Here is a 22,956-nt window from a genome sequence, read left to right as displayed (position 1 = left end):
CCGTGTTACTTCGCCGCCAGCATGCCGGCCGCCGGTTGCCGGCGCAGCCAGTCCTCGCGTTCGGTGTTGGCCATGCCGCCGGCGCCGCTCAGGGCGGTGGTGGCGTCGTAGCGCCGCAACTGCTCGCTCAACGCCGCCACGCTGCCGCCCAGGCCGCTCGCCTTGGCGTCGTCGCGCGCCGCCTCGGCCGGCGGCCGCAGCGATCCGCCGGTGTCGCCGGCCTGGTCGGCCGCGCGGCCGTAGCCGGCGATCGCCTGCGTCAGCGCGCTGACGTTGGCGCTGCGGTTGACGCGGAACCAGACGTCGGCCATGGCGTGCTCGGTTCCGTCGGTGCCGGTGTAGCTGGAGCTGAGGCCGACCCAGTTGCCGTTGTTTAGTTCACTCGTCTGCTCGGCCGCCAGCTTCAGGCTGGCCACGCCCAGCGCGCTCAGCGTCTTCAACTCGTCGGCCTGGCTGACGCCGTCGGCGTTGGCGTCGACCCAGATCCGCAAGTCGGCGAACTGGGCGTCGTTGGCGTCGACCACACCGTCGTGGTTGCTGTCCATCTCGCTCAGCGCGGCGAAGCCGTCGCTGCTCTTGCCGCCGCCGCCGGCGTCGGTGGCGGTGCCGAACAATTCGCGGCCATCGTTGATCACGCCGTCCTTGTTGCGGTCCAGCACCAGCAAGCCGTCGCCCTTGCCGACCCAGCCGGTGTTGACCTTGGCGCCGTCGGCGTTGATGTCGAACATCACGCCGGCCTGGTAGCCCAGCGTTTGCACGCCGTTGCCGTCCAGGTCGAGGATCAGCGGGCTGGCGGCGATCGCCGCTTTTTGCGCCGCGCTCATCACGGCGATCTGGTCGGCGGTCAGCGCGTTCATCTGCTCGGCGCTGAGCGCCTTCAGCTGGTTGGCCGAGACCGATGGAATCTGCCTGGTGGTGAAGGCGGCGATCTGGTCGACGTTGAAGCTGCTGAACACGGTGGGCTTCAGCGCCGCGATCTGCGCCGTCTTCAGCGCGCCGATGTCGCCGGCGTCCAGCGTCTGCAGCTGGTCGCTGTTGAAGGCGTTCAGCGCGGTGGTCGACAGCGCCGCGATCTGCGCCATGGTCAGCGACGAGATCTGCAGCGTGCTGATGCCCGGCGCCTGCTTGCTGCCCAGCACCCCGAGCTGGCGGGTGGTCAGCGTGTCGAACAGGGTTTCGTTCAGGCCGGCGATCTGGTCGGAGGTCAGGTTCGGGATCTGCGCCGTCGAGAAGGCGCTCAGCGAGGACAGCGCGCCGAGCTGGTTGGTGCTCAGCGCCTGCAGCTGCGCCGCGCCCAGCGTGGCCAGCGAGCGCGTGCTCAGCGCCGTGATCTGGTCGTTGGTCAGCGACGTGATCTGCGCGCTGGTCAGGGTGGTGATCTGCGCCGTGCTCAGGCCGCCGAGCGATTGCGCGCTCAAGGAGCTGAACTGGTCGGTGGTCAGGTAGGTCAGGTGCAGGCCGACCGCTTGCTGGGTGCTCAGGCCGGCCAGCTGCGCGGTCGACAATTGCGCCACCTGCTTGGCGTTCAGCGCGTCCATCTGCGACGAGCGCAGCGAGGCGAAGCTGTCCGTGTCCAGCATGCCCAACTGGTCCGAGGTCAGCGCCGCCACCTGGCTGTCGCTGAGTACGCCCAGCGTCGACAGGCTGTTGATCTGGTCGGTGCTCAGCGCCTTGATGTCGCCGGCGGTCAAGCCGACGATCTGCGCGGTCTTCAGCGCGCCCAGCTGGTCCACGGTCAGCGCGCCGACCTGGGCCACGGTCAGCGTCGCCACCTGGGCGGTGCTGAGCGCCTGCAGGTCTTCCACTTCGATCGCCTGGATCTGGTCGCTGGTCAGGCCCGGCAGCGCCAGCAGCGACAGCGCCCGCATCTGCGCGGCGCTCAGCGCGACGATCTGGTTGGTGCTCAGGCTCAGCAGCTGCGCCTTGCCGAGCGAGGCGATCTGCGCGGTCCGCAGCGAGGCGATGTGGTCGCCGTCGAGCGAGATCAGCTGGTCGCTGGTCAGCGCGCTGAACTGCGCCGTGGTCAATGGATTGAGCGACGTCAGGCCGGCCAGCTGATCGGTCGTCAGCGTCTTGATCTGGGTCGCCGTCATCGCGGCGATCTCGGCGCTGCTCAACTGGCCCATCTGGTCGATGCTGAGCTGCGAGATCTGCAAGGTGGTCAGCGCGGCGAACTGGCTGCTCTTCAGGCCGGCCAGGTCTTCCTGCTCCATCGCGGCCAGCTGGTCGCTGTTGAGCACGCGGATGGCGGTGGTGCTGATGGCGCGCCACTGGTTGACCGTCAGGGCCTGGATCTGGTGGGTGGTCAGCGACGATACCTGCTTGCTGTTGAGCGCGGCCATCTGGCTGCTGCTCAGCTGGCCGAGCTGGGTGTCGTCCAGCGACGACAGCGTGTCGGTGGTCAGGCCGCCGACCTGGCGCGTGCTCAGCATGCCCAGCGACGCCAGCAGCGCGAACTGGTCGGTGGTCAGCGCCGCCAGCTGGCGCGTGCTGAGCGCGCGCACCTGGCTCGAGGTCAGCGAACTGAGCTGGTCGGCCGTCAGGCTGACGATCTCGTCGGTGTTGAGCGCCTGCATCTGCCGGGTGCTGAGGCTGGCGATGTCGCCGGCCTCGATCGCGACGAACTGGTCGGTGGTGAGCGCGGCGATGGCGCGCGTGCTCAGCGCGCGCAGCTGGGCGCCGCTCAGCGCGACGATCTGGTCGGTGCTGAGGCTGCCGACCTGGTTGGCCGACAGTCCGCCGATGGCGCCGGTGCCGAGGTAGCCGATCTGGTCGATGGTGATGGCCTGCAATTGCGTGGTGCTCAGCACGCCGATCTGGGTCGAGCGCAGCGCGGCCAGGTCGGCGCCTTCGATGGCGGCGATCTGGTCGGCGCTGAGCGCGGCCAGCGCGCGCGGATCCAGCGCGATCAGGTCGCCGGTCTCCAGCGCGACGATCTGGTCGGTGGTCAACACCGTCACCTGCGCGTTGGTCAGCGCGGCGATCTGTCTGGTGGTCAGTTGCGCGATCTGGTCCGCCAGCAGCAGCGGCAGCTGGTCGGTGGTCAGGGCGCGGATCTGGTCGGTGCTCAGGCCGTTGATCGCGCTCAGCGCGGCCAGCTGGGCGTTGGTCAGCAGCGGGATCTGGTTGGCTTTCAGGCCGGACACGCCCTGCGTCGTCAACGCGGCGATCTGCTCCGGCGTCAGCGCCTGCAGCTGCACGCTGTTGAGCGACTGCAGCTGGGCCGACTTCAGGAACGGCACGTCGTCCACCTCGATCATCGCCAGGTGCGCCGCATCCAGGCCCTTCAGGCCGGCGATGCTGAGCGCGCCCACCTGCTGGCCGCTCAAGGCTTCCAGCTGGGTCTGGTCGAGCACCGACAGCTGCGCCGAGCTCAGCGCCGCGATCTGGCGCGTGCTCAGCGAGGCGATGTCGTCCGCCGTCAGCGCGGTGATGCGGTCGGTCGACAGCGCCGCGATCTGGGCGGTGCTGTAGTCGGACAGGTTGCCCAGGGCCGCCAGCTGCGCCAGGCTCAGCACGGACAACTGGGTCTGGGTGAAGGCGGCGATGTCGGCGGTGCTCAGCGCGTGCAGCTGGTCGATCAGCAGCGCCTGCATCTGGTCGGTGGTCAGCGAGCGCAGTTGCGCGCTGGTCAGCGCGGCGAAGTCCTCGACTTCGATCGCCACCAGCTGGGTCAGGCTCAGGTGCGACAGCAGGCTGGTCGACAGGGCGCGCACCTGCGCGGTCGACAGGTTGATGATCTGGTCGTCGGTCAGGCCCTGGCCCTGGCTGCTGCTGAGCGCGGCCAGCTGGCTGGTCTTGAGGGTGGTGAAGCTCGGCGTCGCCAGCGCGTTGAGCTGGTCGGTGCTGAGCGCGCGGACCTGTTGCGTGGTCAGCGCGGACAGCGTGCTGAGCGAGCCCAGCATGTTGGCGTCCAGGTAGCCGATCTGACGCGTGGTCAGCGCGGCGATTTCACGCGTGGTCAGCACGGCGAACTGGTTCGGCAGCAGACTGACCAGCTGGTCGCTGGTCAGCGCCGCGATCTGGTGGCTGCCCAGCGCGCGCAGGTCGTCGTCCGGCAGCACGCTCAGCTGGTCGGTCGACAGCGCGGCGATCATGCTGGTCGACAGCGCGCGCACCTGCGCCGAGGTCAGCGCGCCGATCTGCGGCACGCCGAAGTACGCCAGCTGGGCGGTGGTCAGCGCGGCGATCTGCGCCACGGTCAGCGCCGCCACCTGGGCCGGCGTCAGCGCCAGCACCTGGTCGCTCGACAGGCCGCCGATCTGGCGCGTGGTCAGGCCGCCCAGGCTGCCCAGCGCGGCGAACTGCGCGGTGGTCAACACCGCCACCTGGCGCACGGTCAGCGCGGCGATCGCGCGCGAGGTGAGCGCGCTCAGCTGGTCCAGCGTCAGCGCCGCGATCTGCTCGGTGCGCAGCGCGATGATCTGCGCCGTGCTCAGCGCGGCGATGTCGGCCGCCTCCATGGAGGCGGTCTGGTCGGTGGTCAGCGACGCCACCACGGCGGCGCCCATGCCGCGCACCTGCGCGGTCGACAGCGCCACCAGCTGGTCGGTGGTCAGCGCCTGCGCCTGCTTGCTGGTCAGCGCGCTCAACTGGGCGGTCTTCAGGGTGCCGATCTGCGGCAACAGCAGGTTGCCGAGCTGGTCGGTGGTCAGCGCGCGGATCTGCGCCGTGGTCAGCATCGCCAGCGAGGCCAGGCTGTCGATCTGGTCGGTCGACAGCGCGGCGATCTGGCGGCTGGTCATGCTGGCCAGCACCCGGCTGCTGAGGGCGGCGAACTGGCCGGCGGTCAGCGCCGCCAACTGGTCGCTGTTGAGCGCGATGATCTGGTTGGTGCCGAGCGCGGCGATGTCGACCAGCTCGATCGCCTGCACCTGGTCGGTGTTCAGCGCGGCCAGCGTGGCGACGGTCAGGCTGCGCACCTGGGCGGTGGTCAGCGCCACCACCTGGTCGGTGCTCAGGGCGCCGATCTGGACGCTGGTCAGGCCGGCGATCTGGCTGGTCTTGAGCGTGGCGACGTTCGACAGGCTGGCGATCTGGTCGGTCGTCAGCGCGGCGATCTGGCGGCTGGTCAGCGGCGCCAGCGTGGCCAGGTTGGCCAACTGGTCGGTGGTCAGCGCGTGCACCTGGCGCGTGCTGAGGCTGGCGATGTCGCGCGTGCTCAGCGACGCCACCTGCGGCAGCGACAGGTTGGCGATCTGGTCGGTCGTGAGGGCGATGATTTGCCGCGTGCTCAGCGCCTGCAGGTCGACGATCTCGATCGCCTGGATCTGGTCGGTGTTCAGCGAGGCCAGCTGGACGGTGGTGAGCGCGCGCACCTGCGCCGTGGTCAGGGCGACGATCTGGTCGGTGCTCAGCACGCCGGTCTGGTCGGTCGTCAGCGAGGCGATCTGGGCCGTGGTGAGGCGCGCCAGGATGGACAGCGGCAGCGAGGCGATCTGGTCGGTGGTGAGCGCGGCGATGGCGGCGCTGCTGAAGCTGGCCAGCGACGACAACGCCGCCAGCTGGGCGCTGCTGAGCGCGGCTTTCTGGTCCGGCGTCAGCGCGGCGATCTCCGCCGTGGTCAGGCTGGTGATCTGGTCGGTGCTCAGCGCGCCCAGCTGGTCGCTGGTCAGCGCCGCGATCTGGCGCGTCGACAGGATGGCCACTTCGGCGTTGGTCAGCGCGGCGATCTGGTCGGTGGTCAGCGTGGCGAGCGCGGCGGTGCCGATGGCGCGCAGCTGGTGCGTGCCCAGCGCGGCGACCTGGTCGGTGGTCAATGCGCGCAGCTGGTCGCTGTTGAGCGCGGCGATCTGGCGCGTCGCCAGCGAGCGCAGGTCGGCCAGGTTCAGGTGCGACACCTGGTCGGTGTTGAGCGCGCCCAGCTGGCGGGTGCTCAGCGCGGCCAGCGTGGCCAGCGCATCGAGCTGGGCATCGTTCAGGCTGCCCAGCTGGGACGCCGTCAGCGCGGCGATCTCGGCGGTGGTGAGGGCGCGCAGCTGGTTGGTGTTCAGTCCCAGCAGCTGGTCGCTGCTGAGCGCGGCGATCTGGCGCGTCGACAGCGAGGCCAGGTCGCCGTTGGACAGCGCGGCGATGCGGTCGGTGCCCAGCGCGGCCAGCACGGCGGTGCTCAGCGCGCGCAATTGCGCGGTGTTCATCGCCACCACCTGGTCCGAGGTCAGCGCGGTGGCCTGGTCGAAGGTCAGCCCGGCCACCTGCGCGGTCGACAGCGCGGCGATGTCGTCGGTGCCGATGGCGGCGATCTGGTCCGAGGTCAGCGCGGCGATCTGCTTGGTGCCCAGCGGCATCAGCGAGGCCAGCGCGGCGATCTGATCGCTGCTCAGCACGGCCAGCTGCACGGCGCTCAGCGCGCGCACCTCGGCGCTGGTCAGCGCCGCCATCTGGTCGGTGGTCAGGGCGCGGATCTGGTCGGTGCTCAGGTTGGCCAGCTGCGCGGTGCGCAGCGCACGGATGTCGCGGGTTTCGATCGCGGCGATGGCGTCGGTGCCCAGCGTGCTCAGCGCGCTGGTGCTGAGCGCGCCGATCTGCGCGGTGCTCAGCGCGACGATCTGGTCGGTGCTCAGCGCGGTCACCTGGTCGCTGCTGATGGCGCCGATCTGGCGCGTGTTCAGCGTGGCCAGGTCGTTCAGCGTGATGCCGCCGATCTGGTCCGAGGTCAGCGCGCGCATCTGGCGCGTCGACAGCACGTTGAGGTAGCGCAGCGCGTCGACCTGGTCGGTGCTGAGCGCCGCCACCTGTTCTTCGGTCAGGGCCGCGGTGTCGGCGCTGCTGAGCGCCCAGACCTGCTCGGTCAGCAGGGCGACGATCTGGTCGCTGGTCAGCTTGTTGACCTGGTTGGCGTCGAGCGCGGCGATGTCGCGGGTTTCGATGGCGCGGATCTGGTCGGTGTTGAGCGCGGCGATGGCGAGCGAGCTCAGGCCACGGTATTGGCCGACGCTGAGCGCGACGATCTGGTCGGTGGTCAGCGCGCCGATCTGCTCGGCGCTGAAGGCGCGCAGCTGGCTGCTGGCCAGCGACGCCAGGTTGGTGGTCGACAAGGCCGCCAGCTGCGCGGTGGTGAAGGCGCCGATCTGGCTGCTGCTCATGGCGGCCAGCGTGGCCAACGCGTTGAGCTGGTCGGTGGTCAGCACGCCGATCTGGTCGGTCGACAGCGCGCCGACGGCGGCGCTCGACAGCGCGGCGAATTGTTCGGTGTGCAGCGCCACCAGTTGGTCGGTGGCCAGTTGCGCCACCTGCGCGGTGCGCAGCGCGGCGATGTCGCGGGTTTCAATCTGGCCGATCTGGTCGGTGGTCAGCAGGTTGAGCATATTGGTGCTCATGCTGCCGTACTGGGCCACGGTAAGGCCGGCGATCTGGTCGCTGTTGAGCGACTGTACCTGCTCGGCGGTCAGCGCGGCCAGCTGGACGCTGGTGAGGGCGACCAGGTCGCGGGTTTCCAGCGCCGCCAGCTGCGTCGTGCTGAGCGCCTGGATTTGCGCGCTGGTCAGCGGCAGCAGCGACTTCAGCGCGATGATCTGGTCGGTGGTCAGCGCACCCACCTGCTCGGCGGTCAGCGCCTGCAGGTCGGCGCTGCTGAGCGCGACGATCTGGTCGGTGTTCAGCGCCGCGATCTGGGTGGTGTCGAAGGCGCGGATCTGGCGCGTGGTCAGCACGGCGAAGTCGCGCGTCTCCAGGCCTTGCAACTGGTCGGTGGTCAGCTGGCTGAGCAGCGCGGTGCTCAGCGCCGCCACCTGGCTGGTGCCGAGCGCGACCAGCTGGTCGGTGCTCAGCGCGTGCAGCTGGTCGGCATTGAGCGCATTCAGCTGGTTGCTGAACAGGGTGCCGATGGTCTGGGTCGTCAGCGCGGCGATCTGGTCGGTCGTCAGCGACTGGATTTGCACGCTGCGCAGCGGCAGCAGCGACTTCAGCGCGACGATCTGGTCGGTGGTCAGCGCGGCCAGCTGCTCCGGGCGCAACGCCACCGCGTCGTTGGTGGTCATCGAGCGGATCTGGTCGGTGCTCAGCACCACCAGCTGGCTGGCGGTCAGCGCCTGGATCTGGCTGGTGGTCAGCGCGGCGATGTCGCGCGTCTCGATGGCGGCGATCTGGTCGGTGTTGAGCTGGCTCAGCATGCTGGTGCTCAGGCCGGCGATCTGCAGCGTCGTCAACCACGCCACCTGGTCGGTGCTCAAGGCCTGGATCTGGTCCGGCGTCAGCGCCGCCAGCTGGGAACTGGTGAGCGCCACCAGGTCGGCGGTTTCCAGCCAGGTCAGCTGGTCGGTGGTGAGCGCCTGGATCTGCAGGCTGGTCAGCGGCAGCAGCGATTTCAGGCCGGCGATCTGGTCGGTGGTCAGTGCGGCGATCTGGTCCGGGCGCAGCGCCTGCTCGTTGGCGCTGCTCAGCGCGGCGACCTGGGCGGTGGTCAGCGCCGCGATCTGTTCGTTGCTGAGGGCGCGCACCTGGCCGCTGGTCAGCACCGCGATGTCGCGCAGCTCGATGGCTTGCAGCTGGGTGGTGGTCAGCTGGGTCAGCAGGTTGGTGGTCAGCGCCGCCACCTGGGCCGTGCCCAGGCTGATCAGCTGGTCGCTGTTGAGCGCCACCACCTGGTCGGCGTTCAGCGCGGCCAGCTGGGCGGTGCCGAGGGCGGCGATGGTCTTGGTGGTCAGCGAGGCGATCTGGTCGGTGGTCAGGCCGGCGATCTGTTTCGAGTTCAACGGCGCCAGCGAGCTCAGCGCGTTGATCTGGTCGGTGCTCAGCAGCGCCAACTGGTCGCCGCTGAGCGCGGCGATCTCGTTGCTGCGCAAGGCGTGCGCCTGGTCGGTGCCGATGCCGGCCAGTTGGGTCTGGGTCAGCGCCGCGATCTGCTTGCTCGACAGCCAGATCAGGTCGCGGGTTTCCAGCGCGGCGAACTGGTCGCTGGTCAACAGCGCCAGCGAGGTGGTGGCCAGGGTGCTGACCTGCAGCGTGCTCAGCTGGGCGATCTGGTCGGTGGTGAGCGTGCCCAGCTGCCATTCGGTCAGAGCGTTGATCTGGCTGCTGACCAGCTGTTGCAGCGCGGTCGACGACAGCGACAGCATCTGGTCGCTGGTCAGCGCGGTGATGGCGCGGGTGCTGATGGCGACCAGCTGGCGCGAGCTCAGCGCGGCGATCTGGTCGGTGGTGAGGTTGCCGATCTGGTCCGAACCGATGCTGTTGATCTGCAGCGTCTGCAGCGCGCGGATGTCCACGGTTTCCAGCGCCGCCACCTGGGCCGGCGCCAGGGCGTTGAGCTGGCTGGTGGTCAGCGCGGTGATTTCGCGCGTGTTCAGCGCGATCAGCTGGTCGCTGCTCAGGGTCTGGATCTGGCCGCCGGTGAGCGCGGCGACCTGGGCGTTGGTGAGCGCCGGGATGCCGTCGGTGGTGATGCCGAGCACGCCGTCCAGGCTCAAATTGGCGATCTGCCGCGTGGTCAGCGCGCGCAGGCCGGTGGTGGAGAGCGCCCCGATCTGGTCGGAGCTGAACGCTTGCATGTCTTCGGTCGTCAGCGTGACTATCTGCGCCGTGGTCCAGCTGGCAATGTTAGCAGTAGTAAATGTTGGAACGAGCGTCGTCATTACAGGATCTCCGGGGCAGCCCCCATCATAGCGCAGAATTGCTTTATGGAAACCAAAAATAAACTGGCTGGCGATTGAATTTCGCTATGGTCCCAGGCCCGCCGGACGCGCCGGCGAGCTTGCCGGCCGGGGTGGGGGCGGGCGTTCGGACCATGTGCGCGGCATCAGCCGCACCCGTTCAATGCCATCCAAAAACAGGTTCTGCACCGGGGTGGCCAGGTAGGGGAGGGTCATGGCGATCACCAGCAAGCCCACCCCCAACGTGATCGGAAACCCGATGCCGAACAAATTCAATTGCGGCGCCGCGCGCGTCAGCACGCCCAGCGCCACGTTGGTAATCAACAACGCCCCAACGATGGGCAGCGACAGCTGCACGCCGGTGCTGAAAATCGCGCCGCCCCAGTCGGCCATCTGCTTGAAGCCGCCGCCGTACACCGGCGACCCCGAGATCGGCAACGTGGAAAAACTCTCCACCAGCGCCGACAGCAGCACCAGATGGGCGTTCACCGCCAGGAACGCCATGGTCGCCACCAGCGACAGGAACTGGCTGATCGCCGACGAGCGGCCACGGGTGTTGGGGTCGAAAAACGTCGCGAACCCCAGGCCCATGGTCAGGCTGGAAATCTCCCCCGCCATCTCCACCGCCGCGAAAATGACGCGGATGGTGAAGCCCATCGCCAGGCCGATCAGCATTTCCTGCATCAGGATCAACAGCCCGGCCAGCGACAGCGGATCGGCGGCCGGCAGCGCCGGCACCGCCGGCGCCACGATCAGCGCCAGCATCACCCCCAGGCTGACCTTGACGCTGGCCGGCACCGAACTGTTGCCGAACAGCGGCGAGGCGGCGATCAGCGCCAGGATCCGGGTAAGCGGCCACAGCAAGGCAGCGATCCACATATTGATATCGGCGGACGAGACGGTAATCATGAGGGTTGCTTACCCACTGTTACATTTCCGCGAAGCATCAATTGGGGCATTCTAAGCGAACTTTTTGGTAAGTTGTAAACTGTTACATGTTGTGAAAACCACTATCCCACCAGCAGCGGGATACCGGTGAAGACTTCACGCATGTAGTCAAGAATCACCGCCAGCATCCACGGTCCAGCCACCACCAGCGCGACGAAAATGCCGACCAGTTTGGGGATGAAGGACAGCGTCTGCTCGTTGATCTGGGTGGCGGCCTGGAAGATGCTGACCACCAGCCCGATGATCAGCGCCACCAGCAGCATCGGCGCGGCGATCATCAGCGTGACCTCCATCGCGTGGCGGCCCATCGTCATCACGCTTTCGGGTGTCATCGCGGCCTCCTAGTAAAAACTCTGGGCCAGCGAGCCGAGCAGCAACTGCCAGCCGTCCACCAGCACGAACAGCATCAGCTTGAACGGCAGCGAAATCACCGCCGGCGACATCATCATCATCCCCATCGACATCAGTACAGAGGCGACCACCATGTCGATAATCAGAAATGGAATGAAGATGGCGAAGCCGATCTGGAACGCCGTCTTGAGCTCGCTGGTGACGAAGGCCGGCACCAGGATCCGCAGCGGCACGTCTTCCGGCCCCTGCAGCGCCGGGCTGCGCGACAATTTGACGAACAAGGCCAGGTCGGCCTGGCGGGTTTGCTTCATCATGAAAGTTTTAAGCGGCGCGGCGCCCTTGTCCATCGCTTCGCTCATGTTGATCTTGTTTTCCTGCAGCGGCAGATAGGCTTCGGTGTAGATCTTGTCGAAGGTCGGGCCCATGACGAACAGCGTCAGGAACAGCGCCAGGCCGACGATCACCTGGTTGGGCGGCGCCGATTGCGTGCCCAGCGCCTGGCGCAGCAGCGACAGCACGATGATGATGCGGGTGAAGGCCGTCATCAGCAGCAACGCCGCCGGGATGAAGGTCAGCGCCGTCATCAGCAGCATGGTCTGCACCGGCAGCGTGTAGTTGGTGCCGCCGCCCGGGGCCGGAGTCGAGGTCAGGGCCGGGATGCCGATGCTGGACTCGGCGCCGGCCAGCAGCGGCAGGGCCAGCGCGGCCAGCATCCACAGCGCCTTGACGGCCGTTGCCGGGGCGATGCCGGACCGCTTATTTGCCATGGCGTTTGTCGATCGTTTGTTTGAACCATTCGGCGAAGCTGGCCGACGGCGGGGCGCCGGACGGGCCGGGCGGCGCCGCGTCGCCGCTGTCCTGGCGCGGCATGGTGGCCAGCGCGTTCATGCGGCCGGGCGAGGCGCCGACCACGATCCATTGTTCGCCCACTTCGACCACCAGGATGCGCTCGCGGGTGCCGACGCTGAGGCTGCCGACCAGCTTGACGTGGCTGTTGCCGCCGCCGAAGGTTTTCGGCCCAAAGCGTTTCATGAACCAGGCCAGGCCCAGCATCAGCGCCAGCACGAACAGCAGCGCGAAGGTGGTCGACAGCAGGCCGCCGCCGCCGGACGCGGTGCTGGCCGGCGGGGTGGGGATGGTCATCGCCAGCGGACCGGGTGGCGCGGCCGGGGTGGCGGCCGGCGCGGCGGCGGGGACAGGCGCACCGGCCTCGGTCGCGGCGGAGGCCGCAGGGGCGCTTGGCGTGGCCGGCGTTTCCGTGGCGACGGCGGCGTGGGCGCCGCCGATGGTGCCCGACACGGTGCGCTGGGCCATCGCGGGCGCGGCGGCCAAGGCCGCCGCGAGGATCAGGGTCAGAGTAAGGCCGTGCTTCATTTATTCAATTTTCGGATACGTTCGGAAGGCGTGATGATGTCGGTCAGGCGGATACCGAACTTGTCGTTCACCACCACCACCTCGCCCTGGGCGATCAGGCAGCCGTTGACCAGCACGTCCATCGGCTCGCCGGCCAGGCCGTCCAGCTCCACCACCGAACCCTGCGCCAGTTGCAGCAGGTTCTTGATGGCGATCTTGGTGCGCCCCAGTTCCACCGTCAGCTGGACCGGGATGTCGAGGATGAAGTCGATATCGTTATGCGTCTCGGTCTTGCTGGGCGTGCTGGAAAAGTCCTTGAACACGGCCGCGCTGGCCGCCTGGGACTGTTGTTTCTCCAGCGCCGCGGCTTCCGCCTGGGCCTGCTCGGCAATCGCCGCGCCCCATGGATCGTCGTCCATGGCCTGGTCGTCTTGATTATCCGACATTATTTCTCTCCTGTATCGCGGTCACCGGCGGCGGTTGCGCCGGTCTTATTTAATATTATCGGCATTGGCGAGCAGTTTCTCCACCTTCAGCGCGTATTGTCCGTTCATGACCCCGTAGCTGCAATCCATCACCGGCACGCCGTCGACCGTGGCCGAGATCATTTCCGGGATGGTCAGCGGGATGATGTCGCCCACCCGCATGTTCAGGATGTCGTCGAAGTTGACCTTGGCCGTGCCCAGCGAGGCGACGATCTCGACCTCGGCGATCTGGATCTGCTGCGTCATCAGGCGGATCCAGCGCTTGTCCACTTCCAGCGCCTCGCCCTGCAGGCTGGAGGTCAGCGAATCGCGGATCGGCTCGATCATCGAGTACGGCATGCAGAAGTGGATCTGGCCGGACACCGATCCCAGCTCCACCGTGAAGGTCGACGCCACCACCACCTCGTTCGGCGTGGCGATGTTGGCAAACTGGGTATTCATTTCCGAGCGGATGTATTCGAACTCGACCGGGTAGACCGGTTCCCACGACTTGGTATAGGCCTCGAACACGATATCGAGGATGCGCAGGATGATGCGCTGCTCGGTCTGGGTGAAGTCGCGGCCCTCGACGCGGGTGTGGAAACGGCCGTCGCCGCCGAACAGATTGTCGACCAGCAGGAACACCAGGCCCGGATCGAACACCATCAGCGCGGTGCCGCGCAGCGGCTTCATGTGCACCAGGTTCAGGTTGGTCGGCACCACCAGGTTACGGATGAACTCGGAATACTTGGACACCCGCACCGAGCCGACCGACACCTCGGCGCTGCGGCGCAGGAAGTTGAACAGGCCGACGCGCAGCAAACGGGCGAAGCGTTCGTTGATAATTTCCAGCGTCGGCATGCGCCCACGGACGATACGTTCCTGGGTGGCCAGGTTGTATGTACGGACTCCCGCGACGTCCTCCTGCTGCTGGACGTCGTCCTGATCGCCGTTGACGCCCTTTAACAGGGCATCGACTTCTTCCTGGGAGAGAAAATTATCGGCCATGACTTTCTACTTACTGAATGATGAAGGATGTGAACAGCACATCTTCGATTTCCTGCGGCGTGCCGCGCTCTTCGAACGGTTCCTTGAGCTGGGCGACGATTTCCTTGGCCAGCGCGATCTTGCCCTCAGGCGTGCTGATGTCCGACGCGTGCTTGCTCGACAGCAGCAACAGCATGCGGCTGCGCACCTTGGCCATGTTGTTCTTGATGTTTTCCTTCTCTTCCAGGCCGCCCACCTCCAGCGTGAACGCCACCTGCAGATACTGGTCGGCGCCGTTCTCGCCCGGTTGCAGATTGACGGTGAACGCTTCCACCGGCACGTACTCCGGCGGGCCGACCGGCTTCTTGGCCTTCTTGCCTTTTTTCGACGGCGCCTCGTCGTGTTCCTCGCCGGCATCGGCTTTGCCGTGCAGGAAGAACCAGGCCGCGCCGCCGCCGACCGCGCCCAGCAACAGCACCACCGCCAGGATGATGATGATCAGCTTCTTGCTGCCGCCACCCGTGGGGGCTTCAACTTTCTGATCGGCTTTCATTTTTGGGTTCGCTTTCAAAGTAGCCCTTGCGTGGTGCGGAAGTGGATCATGACGCCATTATGTCATTATCAGTTGCTGCTGCGCAGTTGGATCCGCTGAAAAGAAGGACGATCCCGCTACTGCTCGACGTTTCCCTAGTGTAACAGACAACAAAAAACCGGGAGGGCGCGGCGCCGGTCCCGGTGGTTCTGGCGGCGTCGTGGGATCAGGCGAAGGTGTCGACCGCGCCGGCCGGCACGCGGCGCTGCGGCGGGGCGCTGCGTGGCGCCTCGGCGCCGTTGCCGCCGTCGTTGCCGAAGCGGGCGCCGCCCCGGTTGCCGCCGCCGTTGCCGTTGCCGGCCTGGGCCGATGCGGCTTGCTGGTTAAAACCGTTGTTCTGGTCCGACATGCCGGCCGACACGGTGGCGCTGCCCAGCTGGATGCCGGCCTCGCTCATCATCTCCTTCAGCCTCGGCAGCGCGGCTTCCAGCGCCTGGCGCACTTCCGGCGCGGCCGAGCTGAAGGCGGCGGTGGCCTGGTCCTTGTTGACGCTGAGCACGACCTGCAACGGGCCGAGGTCGGGCGGATTCAATTCCATGGTGGCGCTCTGCTCGCCGCCGGCGGCCATGAAGACGATCTTCTGGCCCAGTTGCTGATCCCACGCCGGGGTGCCGACCCGGCTGTTGAGCTTGTCGGTCGGCACGGCGGTGGCGGCCTTGGCGATTTCCTGCGCCGCCTTGGCGGCGGTCGGCGCGATGGCGGCCGGCGCGGCTTCCTTCAGCGCGGCGGCGAAATCGGCGTTGGCGCTGGTCTTGGTGGCGGCGGCGGTCGTGGCCAGTTGCGGATCGGCTTGCTGCTGCCGGGTTTGCGTCAGCTGCGGCTGCTCGTCGCCGGCCGGCGCGGCCTTGGTTTCGATGCGGTTGATAACGTCGGCGCCGACCTTGGGCGCGGCGTCGGTGTCGGTCGCGGCGGCGGCATCGAGCGGCTGCTCGGCCGGGGTCGCGGCGGCCGGCCTGGTGTCGGTCTTGGTCTGGGCGGCCACGGCCTGCGGCACGACGGTCGCGGCGGCCGGCGCATCGGCGGCGGCCTTGGCGGCCGCTGCGGCGGCGACGGCGGCCGCGGCCGCATCGGCGCTGGCTTGCGCGGCGGTGGAACCGGCCTGGCCCAGCGCATCCTTGAAGGTGGTGGCGCTCGCTTCGGCGCCATCCTTGGCGGCTTGCACGGCGGAAGCGTCCAGCACGCCTTCGGCGGTCAGCTCGGGAGCGGAGGCCGCGTCGGAGGCACCGGTGTCGGCGGCGGCGCTCGAGGCGCTGGCCGCCAGCGCGGCTGCCGCAGCGGCGTCGGCGGCCAGCGAGGCGGCGCTGGCGCCGGCCGTCGCGGCCGAGGCCAGCGCGCTGTCGGCCGCATCGGCCACCGGTGCGCTGGCCGGCGCCGGCGGCTGATTGAAGGCCGCCACCAGGGCCAGCATGTCGGCCACCGGATCGGCCGCTTGCGCGGCCTCGGTGTCGCTGTCGGCGCCGTCGGCGCCACGGTCGTTGTCGCTGGAGGCGCTCTTGGCCGGCGCCGGGGCGGGCGCGGCGGCGGCCTGGCTGGCGCCGGCGGCGGGCTTGGCCTCGCTGGCGTCGTCGGCCTGCTTGTTCTGTTGCGGCTGGACCGGCTTGGCCGGCGCCGCCTGCTTGGGCGCGGACGAGCGCGAGGCGGCGGGCCGCTCGGCGCTCTTGGCCGGCGCGTTCGCGCCGCCGGCGTTGGCCTGGCGCTGGTCCATCTCGCGCGACAGTGCTTGCTTGAACAGATTATCCGTGCCGGCGCCGCTCAGGTTGAACTTGGTCTTGGAGGCGGCGGTCGCTTCGGCGGTCAGGGAAGGGAGTTGAATGTTCGAGGTTTGCATGGGTCGCGCCGTATCGGTTGGTTAAATGCGTCAGCGTTTGTAATACGCCTGTCGTGCTGCGTGTTCGTCCATCTGCTTCTGGTCGCGCTTGTTTTCCAGCTTGAGCGCGTCGGCGTCGGCCCGGTCGTTCAGGGTCGAGTAGGACATGCGCTTGCGTTCGCTGGCCTGCCAGGCGGTCTTTTCCTGCTCGCTGCGGTACTCGGCGTGCTTGATCATGTCCTGCTGGCCCCTGACCGCCGTTTCCAGCTTCTCGATGAAGGCCTGGAAGTTGCGGTACGCCATCGGCGTGATGCCGGCCGCCTGCGCCGCCACGAATTTCTTCTCGTATTCCTCGCGGAAGCCGAGCAACATCTGGTGCTTCTGCCTGGCCTCGTCGACCGCCTTCAGCGCGACGCCCAGCCGCTTGGCGGCGTCGTCGGTTTCCCGCCGCGCCAGGTCCATCAGAGTTTCAAGTTGCGCTTTGGAAGCCATGATGACCCATTATAAGTAGCGGTTGGTCGCGGCAATCAGTCGAACAGAGAGGTAAGTTGGCCCAAGCTCTCGCCCATGGTCACGCGTTCGGTGATTTGTTGCTGGAGGAAGTTTTCGATCCGGTCATGCAGCTGGATCGCCTGGTCGAGCACCGGATCGGTGCCGGCGGCGTAGGCGCCGACGCTGATCAGGTCGCGGCTGCGCTCGAAGCGCGAGAACAGTTGCTTCAGATGGCGCGCCTTGTTCTGGTGCTCGTGCGAGGTGATCGAGTGCATGGCGCGGCTGATCGATTGCTCGATGTCGATCGCCGGGTAGTGGCCGGATTCGGCCAGGCGGCGGTTCAGCACGATGTGGCCGTCGAGAATCGCGCGCGCCGAGTCGGCGATCGGATCCTGCTGATCGTCACCCTCGGTCAGCACGGTGTAGAAGGCGGTGATCGAGCCGCCGCCCATTTCGCCGTTGCCGGCGCGTTCCACCAGCACCGGCAGCTTGGCGAACACCGACGGCGGATAGCCCTTGGTGGCGGGCGGCTCGCCGATCGCCAGCGCGATCTCGCGTTGCGCCATGGCGTAGCGGGTCAGCGAATCCATGATCAGCAGCACGTTCTGGCCCTTGTCGCGGAAGTGCTCGGCGATCGCGGTGGCGTAGGCCGCGCCCTGCAGCCGCATCAGCGGCGGCGTGTCGGCCGGGGCCGCCACCACCACCGAGCGGGCCAGGCCTTCCTCGCCGAGGATCTGTTCGATGAATTCCTTGACCTCGCGGCCGCGTTCGCCGATCAGGCCGACCACGATGATGTCGGCCTCGGTGTAGCGCGCCATCATGCCCAGCAGCACGGATTTGCCGACGCCGGAGCCGGCGAACAGGCCCATGCGCTGGCCGCGACCGACCGTCAGCATGGCGTTGATCGAGCGCACGCCGACGTCCAGCGTCTCGACGATGGGCGCGCGGCCCAGCGGATTGGCGGGGCGCACGTTGATCGGCGCGCTGTCGGTGGCGTTCAGCGGGCCGAGGTTGTCGAGCGGGCGGCCGGCGCCGTCCAGCACGCGGCCCAGCAGTTCCGGGCCGACCGGCAGGTGGCGCGCGCGGTCGCTGGGGCGGCGCCGTGGGTGGGTGACGCTGCCCGGTTTCGGGATCGATGGTTCGACCGGGAACACGCGGGTGCCGGGCACCACGCCCTCGACGTCGCTTTGCGGCATCAGAAATAGTTTATCGCCCTCGAAGCCGACCACTTCGGCTTCGATCTTGCCGCCGGCCGGCAGCGGGATGGTGCAGGCGGCGCCGACCGCCAGGCGCAGGCCGACCGCTTCCATCACCAGTCCGGCGACGCGGGTGACGCGACCCGAGACCTGCATCGGCTCGACAAAGCCGACCAGCGCGGAGCAATCGTTGAGGTAGGATTTCCAGCGGCCCGCGTGCGGGTTGGCGGGGGTGAGGGTGTCCATGTCAGGCCAGCCAGTCCACTTCCTTGCCGAGCGCATGGCTCAGGCGTTGCCAGCGCGCGGCGGCGGTGGCGTCGATCTGGTTGGTGGCGGTGTCGACCTTGCAGCCGCCGCGGCCGATACTGGCGTCCTCGACCACGCGCCAGCCGCCCTTGTCCAGTTCCTCGCCGATGCCGGCGCGCACCATGGCGGCGTCGTCGGGATGCAGCACCAGCAGCGCCGGCTGTTGCAGCACCGGCAGGTATTCGATGGCGTCGCGCACGATCGGCAGCACCAGCTCGGGCTTGACCTGCAAGGCGTTCTTCAGCATGCCCTTGGCCAGTTGCAAGGCCAGGTCCAGCACTTCGTTGGCGATCAGCTGGTCGGCGTCCTGCAACGCGGTGCCGAAGGTGTCGGCCAGCGCGCGCACCTGTTGCAGCGCTTCGGCGGTGGCCAGCCTGCCGGCCTCGATCGCTTCCAGGCGGCCGGCTTCGAAGCCCTCGTCATGGCCGTCCTTGCGGGATTGCTCGCGGATCGCTTCCAGTTCCTCGACGGTCGGGTATTCGACCGGCGGCGGCAGCGGCGGCCCCATTTCCAGTTGTTCCTGCTGCTCCTGCAACGCTTCCTGCACCCGCTGCTCGGCGTCGAAGTGCGCCTGTTCGGCGTCGCGCTCGCGCTGCTCGGCCTGGCGCAGGGCGACCGTGCTGGGACGCTCGTCGCCGAACGACGTCATCTCCCAGCGCTGGAACGCCGATTGCTGCTCTTTGGGTAACATGGCCATCAGACGAAGGAATCCTCACCTTTTCCGCCGAGCACGATCTGGCCTTCGTCGGCAAGGCGGCGCACGATTTGCAGGATCTGCTTCTGTTGCGTTTCCACTTCGGACAGGCGCACCGGTCCTTTAGATTCCAGGTCCTCGCGCATCATTTCGCTGGCGCGCGCCGACATGTTCTTGAAGATCTTGTCGCGCAGTTCCTGCGACGCGCCTTTCAAGGCGATGATCAGCATTTCCGACTGCACTTCGCGCAGCAGCAGCTGGATGCCGCGGTCGTCGATATCGATCAGGTTGTCGAACACGAACATCTCGTCCATGATCTTCTGCGCCATGTCGTTGTCGTAGTTCTTGATGTTGTCCATCACCGAACCTTCTTGCTCGCCGCTCATGAAGTTCAGGATCTCGGCGGCGGCGCGGACGCCGCCCAGCGACGATTTCTTGATGTTCTCGTTGCCCGACAACAGCTTGGTCAGCACGTCGTTCAGCTCGCGCAGCGCGGCCGGCTGCACGCCGTCCAGGGTGGCGATGCGCAGCACCACGTCGTTGCGCAGGCGGTCGGTGAAGTGGCCGAGGATTTCGCAGGCCTGGTCGCGCTCCAGGTGGACCAGGATGGTGGCGATGATCTGCGGGTGCTCGTTGCGGATCAGCTCGGCCACGGATTGCGAATCCATCCACTTCAGCGATTCGATGCCGGACGCGTCCTTGCCGCCCAGGATACGCGACAGCAACACCGACGCCTTGTCGTCGCCCAGCGCCTTGGTCAGCACCTGGCGGATGTACTCGTCGGAGTCGAGGCCCACGGTGGAGGCGGCCGCGACCATGTCGCGGAAGTTGTCCAGCGTGCCCACCACTTCGTCGTGCGGCACGTTCTTCATGGTCGCCATCGCGGCGCCCAGCTTCAGCACTTCGCGCGGGCCGAGGAACTTCATCACCTCGGCGGCCTCGCTCTCGCCCATCGCCAGCATCAGGATGGCGGCTTTCTGCAGTCCGGTATTTTCAGTCATTTGCGCCTATCCATTCCTTGATGACGTTGGCAACGATGCGTGGATCCTCCACCGCCAGCTTCTTGGCCATGGCCAGGTTTTCGCGGTAGCCGCGCGCGGTGGTTTCTTCCATCTTGCGCAATTCTTCTTCGGCGATGAGGGCCTCGTCCGGACCTTCCTCGACCACTTCCTCCGGCACGTCCGGTTCCGGCTCCGGCGCATTGATCTCGTCGATCTTCTTGAACACCGGGCGCATCATCGGCCGCACGATGCGCATCAGGATGTACAGCAAGACCAGCGCGGTGATCAGGAACTTCGCCAGATCCTTGGCCATCGGCAGGTTGGCCGGGTCGCGCCACCAGTCGGGCGGCGCCTGGAACGGCTTGTCGACGCCGTCGAACGGCGAGTTGGCCACGCTGACGGCGTCGCCGCGATCCTGGTTGTAGCCCATCGCCTGCTTGACCAGGTCGTTGATTTTCGCCATCTCTTCAGGAGTATAGGCCTTGATCGTGACTTTGCCGTCTTTATCCACCAGCCGTTTGTAGTTGACCACCACCGCCACCGTCATGCGGCGCAGGCCGCCCATGCCGCGCTGCTCGTAGCGCACGGTCTTGTCGACTTCGTAGTTGGTGGTCGATTCCTTGTGGGTCGGCGCGTTGGCGGCGGCGGCGGCGGCGGTGCCCGGCGGCGTGCCCGGGGCCGGCGCGTTGGGGCCGGCGGCGCCCGCGACCTGGGTCAGCGGCGCGGTGGCGGTGCCCGGCGGCTGGTTCGACAGCGCGCCCGGAATGCCGCCCGGATTGGCGTTGCCGCCGTTGCCGTTGGTCTCCACGCTTTGCTGACTGCGGATGGCCGAGGCGGCCGGCGGCGAGTTCGGCTTGTAGGTTTCGGCCGCCTGCTCGATCTGCGAGAAATCGACGTCGGCGGTGGCTTCGGCGCGCACATTGCCTTCGCCGACGATGGGGATGATGATCGATTCGACCTGCTTGATGACCTGCAGCTGCATGTCCTTGACATACTTGAGCTGGGTTTCATCCATGTTCTTGGCGTTCAGGCCGGCGCTGCCGTTCTTGTTCTGGTCGGAAATCAGGTTGCCGGCCTGGTCGACCACGGTGACGTTGGCCGGCAACAGTTCCGGCACGCTGGACGAAATCAAATGCACGATGGCGCCGGTCTGCTGCGGATCCAGCATGCGGTTCGGGTGCAGCGTGACGATCACCGAGGCGGTCGGCTTTTGCTGGTCGCGCACGAACACCGACGGTTTCGGCAGCGCCAGGTGGACGCGGGCGTTCTCGACCGGCGCCAGCGACATCACCGAGCGCGCCAGTTCGCCCTCCAGCGCGCGCTGGTAGTTGACCTGTTCCAGGAATTGCGACACGCCCAGTTTCTGGTTCTCCATCAGCTCGAAGCCGACGTTGCCGCCTTTCGGCAAGCCCTGGGCCGCCAGCTTCAGGCGGATGTCGTGCACTTGCTCGGCCGGCACCAGGATCGCCGAGCCGTTGTCGGAAAACTTGTGCTTGACGTTCAGCTTGTCGAGTTCGGCGGTGATGGCGCCGCCGTCGCGGTCGGTGAAGTTGGAGAACAGCACCGCGTATTCCGGCGGCTTGTTCCACAGCCACAGGCCGAGCAGGACCGCGACGATGGCCGCGGCGCCGGCGGCGCGCAGGAAGTTGCGGCCCATCGGCGTCCGGATGAAGGGCACTCGTTCCGCGCCGTCGTCGTTTTGCGGGGCGGCGGTGTCGTTTTGGATTTCTTCCGCTACGGCCATGATGGTGGGTTTCCAATGAGTTTCTGGTGGGAATGAGCCATTATTGCCTGTTTCCGGCGCGGTCAATGCCACGAATAGAGCGCCGTTTATGGCCCTGCTCGGTCCTGGGGACTGGCCCGGTCCACGATATTCTGGCAGCACTGATAGAGCCGTGCCGTATTGTAACGCCGCGCTCGGCCATGTCGTGGAATTTGTTCCACGGCAGCAACAAGACAGGAGTGATGATGAGAACAGGTGGAATCGACGGCAGCCAGATCCAGGCGATGATCGCGCAGTTGAAGGCGCACGCCACGCGCCCGGGCCTGACGCCGCCGGTGATCCAGACCGAGGCGCCGGCCGCGCCCAAGGCGGAGTTCGCCGACGCGCTGAAGAAGTCGCTGGACGCGGTCAACGCCAGTCAGGTCGAGTCCGGCGAATTGAGCAAGAAATTCGCCATGGGCGACGACAGCGTCAGTCTGTCGGACGTGATGATCTCGATGCAGAAGTCGAGCATCAACTTCCAGGCCTCGATCCAGGTCCGCAACAAGCTGGTGTCGGCCTACCACGACATCATGAACATGCAGGTCTGACCCGCTTTACAGGTAATGTCTTTTATGTAACACTGATTCTTTGTCATAAGAGCAAGGAATGCCAGTGTCCCGTCCGATTTATCTCGCCCTGATGCTGGCGCTGGCCGCGCCGGCCTGGGCCGGCACCGACAGCCTGGCGCCCGATCCCAAGGGACTGGCCACCGTCACCGCCTTTCTCGCCAGCGGCGATTGCCCCGGCGCCGTCGGCGCGATCAAGGAGGGCATCAAGTCCCGGCATCCCGCCGTGCTGCTGGTGGCCGGCACCATGTTCGAGGAAGGCGTGTGCGTCAAGCCGGACTGGGACAAGGCCGTCAACCTGTACCTGCTGGCCGACGCCGCCGGCAACCGCTCGGCGATCCCGCGCCTGGCCGCCGGCTACGCCGTGGCCGGCCGCGAGCACGGCCTGGCGCTGTGGTGGGCGGCGCACCGGCCGCTGAACCTGCCGGCCGCCTGCGTGCCGGCCGCCGATCCCGAAAAACAGCAGGACGCCTTCAACGCCGCGCTGGAGCGCATGCCGCCGGCGCTGTTCCAGGCCTGTGTGTACATCGCCGGCGTCACCTACGACGTGATGGCCAACGTCGAATTCCCGCCCGACGCGGCGCGCTACCGCATGTCCGGCACGCTGGCGATGGAGTTCATTCCGGCCGAAGGCGCCATCAACTGGCGTTATCTGCGGCGCGGCGATGTCGAGCGGCCGTCCGGCGTGCGCGACATGGGCAAGGAGCAGTTCGAGGAACACCGCATCGAAAACAGCCTGATGACGTATGTGAAGCAGAAGGGCAAGGCGGCGCTGGCGCGCTATGCGCAGCCGGCCGGCATCGATCCGGCCTGGCGCGTGCGCGCCACGCTGGCGTTCGAGTAG

At 67.4% G+C, this 22,956-nt stretch carries 16 protein-coding genes; 2 read left to right on the top strand and 14 right to left on the bottom strand.

The features are described from left to right. Nucleotides 1-5: 5 nt before the first annotated feature. From GW587_RS08870 to fliF, 14 genes are all read right to left on the bottom strand, one after another. On the bottom strand, nt 6-9,572 hold the full coding sequence (locus tag GW587_RS08870) for an SPM autocatalytic domain-containing protein (protein ID WP_229259358.1): 9,567 nt from the start codon (nt 9,570-9,572) through the stop codon (nt 6-8). A gap of 84 nt (nt 9,573-9,656) precedes the next feature. After that, nucleotides 9,657-10,499 carry a flagellar biosynthetic protein FliR gene (gene fliR, locus GW587_RS08865; protein ID WP_166101215.1) on the bottom strand — a complete coding sequence of 281 codons (843 nt, stop codon included), beginning with the start codon at nt 10,497-10,499 and terminating at the stop codon, nt 9,657-9,659. 101 nt (nt 10,500-10,600) lie between these two features. Beyond that, complete coding sequence (gene fliQ, locus GW587_RS08860) at nt 10,601-10,870, bottom strand: flagellar biosynthesis protein FliQ (RefSeq protein ID WP_166101213.1); 270 nt, start codon at nt 10,868-10,870, stop codon at nt 10,601-10,603. Between the two features lie 9 nt (nt 10,871-10,879). Further along, on the bottom strand, nt 10,880-11,656 hold the full coding sequence (fliP, locus tag GW587_RS08855) for a flagellar type III secretion system pore protein FliP (protein ID WP_166101210.1): 777 nt from the start codon (nt 11,654-11,656) through the stop codon (nt 10,880-10,882). Beyond that, a complete protein-coding gene (gene fliO, locus GW587_RS08850; RefSeq protein WP_166101207.1) occupies nt 11,646-12,263 on the bottom strand; it encodes a flagellar biosynthetic protein FliO in 618 nt (205 codons plus the stop codon). The genes fliP and fliO overlap by 11 nt, the downstream gene beginning before the upstream one ends. Further along, nucleotides 12,260-12,688: a flagellar motor switch protein FliN gene (gene fliN, locus GW587_RS08845; RefSeq protein WP_166101204.1), complete on the bottom strand. Its 429-nt coding sequence runs from the start codon at nt 12,686-12,688 to the stop codon at nt 12,260-12,262. The genes fliO and fliN overlap by 4 nt, the downstream gene beginning before the upstream one ends. Before the next feature lie 45 nt (nt 12,689-12,733). Beyond that, nucleotides 12,734-13,714, bottom strand: a complete 981-nt coding sequence (gene fliM, locus GW587_RS08840; protein WP_166101201.1) for a flagellar motor switch protein FliM — start codon at nt 13,712-13,714, stop codon at nt 12,734-12,736. Nucleotides 13,715-13,724: 10 nt separating this feature from the next. Continuing rightward, the gene (fliL, locus tag GW587_RS08835) at nt 13,725-14,246 is read right to left on the bottom strand and encodes a flagellar basal body-associated protein FliL (RefSeq protein ID WP_207393396.1); all 522 of its coding nucleotides are present in this window, start codon (nt 14,244-14,246) and stop codon (nt 13,725-13,727) included. Nucleotides 14,247-14,451: 205 nt separating this feature from the next. Then, nucleotides 14,452-16,113, bottom strand: coding sequence for a flagellar hook-length control protein FliK (locus GW587_RS08830; RefSeq protein WP_166101195.1), 1,662 nt, complete (start codon nt 16,111-16,113; stop codon nt 14,452-14,454). Nucleotides 16,114-16,143: 30 nt separating this feature from the next. After that, a complete protein-coding gene (gene fliJ, locus GW587_RS08825; RefSeq protein ID WP_166101191.1) occupies nt 16,144-16,584 on the bottom strand; it encodes a flagellar export protein FliJ in 441 nt (146 codons plus the stop codon). Nucleotides 16,585-16,619: 35 nt separating this feature from the next. Further along, nucleotides 16,620-18,026 carry a flagellar protein export ATPase FliI gene (fliI, locus tag GW587_RS08820; protein WP_166101188.1) on the bottom strand — a complete coding sequence of 469 codons (1,407 nt, stop codon included), beginning with the start codon at nt 18,024-18,026 and terminating at the stop codon, nt 16,620-16,622. 1 nt (nt 18,027) lies between these two features. Next, a complete protein-coding gene (locus GW587_RS08815) occupies nt 18,028-18,783 on the bottom strand; it encodes a flagellar assembly protein FliH (RefSeq protein ID WP_166101185.1) in 756 nt (251 codons plus the stop codon). Further along, entirely contained in the window at nt 18,783-19,781 is a 999-nt protein-coding gene (fliG, locus tag GW587_RS08810; RefSeq protein ID WP_166101182.1) for a flagellar motor switch protein FliG, read from the bottom strand. Before fliG ends, GW587_RS08815 begins: the two co-directional genes overlap by 1 nt. Next, the gene (gene fliF / locus GW587_RS08805; RefSeq protein ID WP_166101180.1) at nt 19,774-21,525 is read right to left on the bottom strand and encodes a flagellar basal-body MS-ring/collar protein FliF; all 1,752 of its coding nucleotides are present in this window, start codon (nt 21,523-21,525) and stop codon (nt 19,774-19,776) included. Before fliF ends, fliG begins: the two co-directional genes overlap by 8 nt. A gap of 224 nt (nt 21,526-21,749) precedes the next feature. Here fliF and fliE point away from each other — a divergent pair, with 224 nt between their 5' ends. Together fliE and GW587_RS08795 are read left to right on the top strand one after the other, a co-directional pair. After that, entirely contained in the window at nt 21,750-22,094 is a 345-nt protein-coding gene (fliE, locus tag GW587_RS08800; RefSeq protein WP_166101634.1) for a flagellar hook-basal body complex protein FliE, read from the top strand. Between the two features lie 64 nt (nt 22,095-22,158). Then, on the top strand, nt 22,159-22,956 hold the full coding sequence (locus GW587_RS08795; protein ID WP_166101178.1) for a hypothetical protein: 798 nt from the start codon (nt 22,159-22,161) through the stop codon (nt 22,954-22,956).

It is taken from the genome of Duganella aceris (genome assembly GCF_011090165.1).
Lineage (GTDB): Bacteria > Pseudomonadota > Gammaproteobacteria > Burkholderiales > Burkholderiaceae_D > Rugamonas > Rugamonas aceris.
The sequence above is the reverse complement of the archived record's forward strand: the minus strand, read 5'-3'. Positions and strand labels throughout refer to the sequence as shown.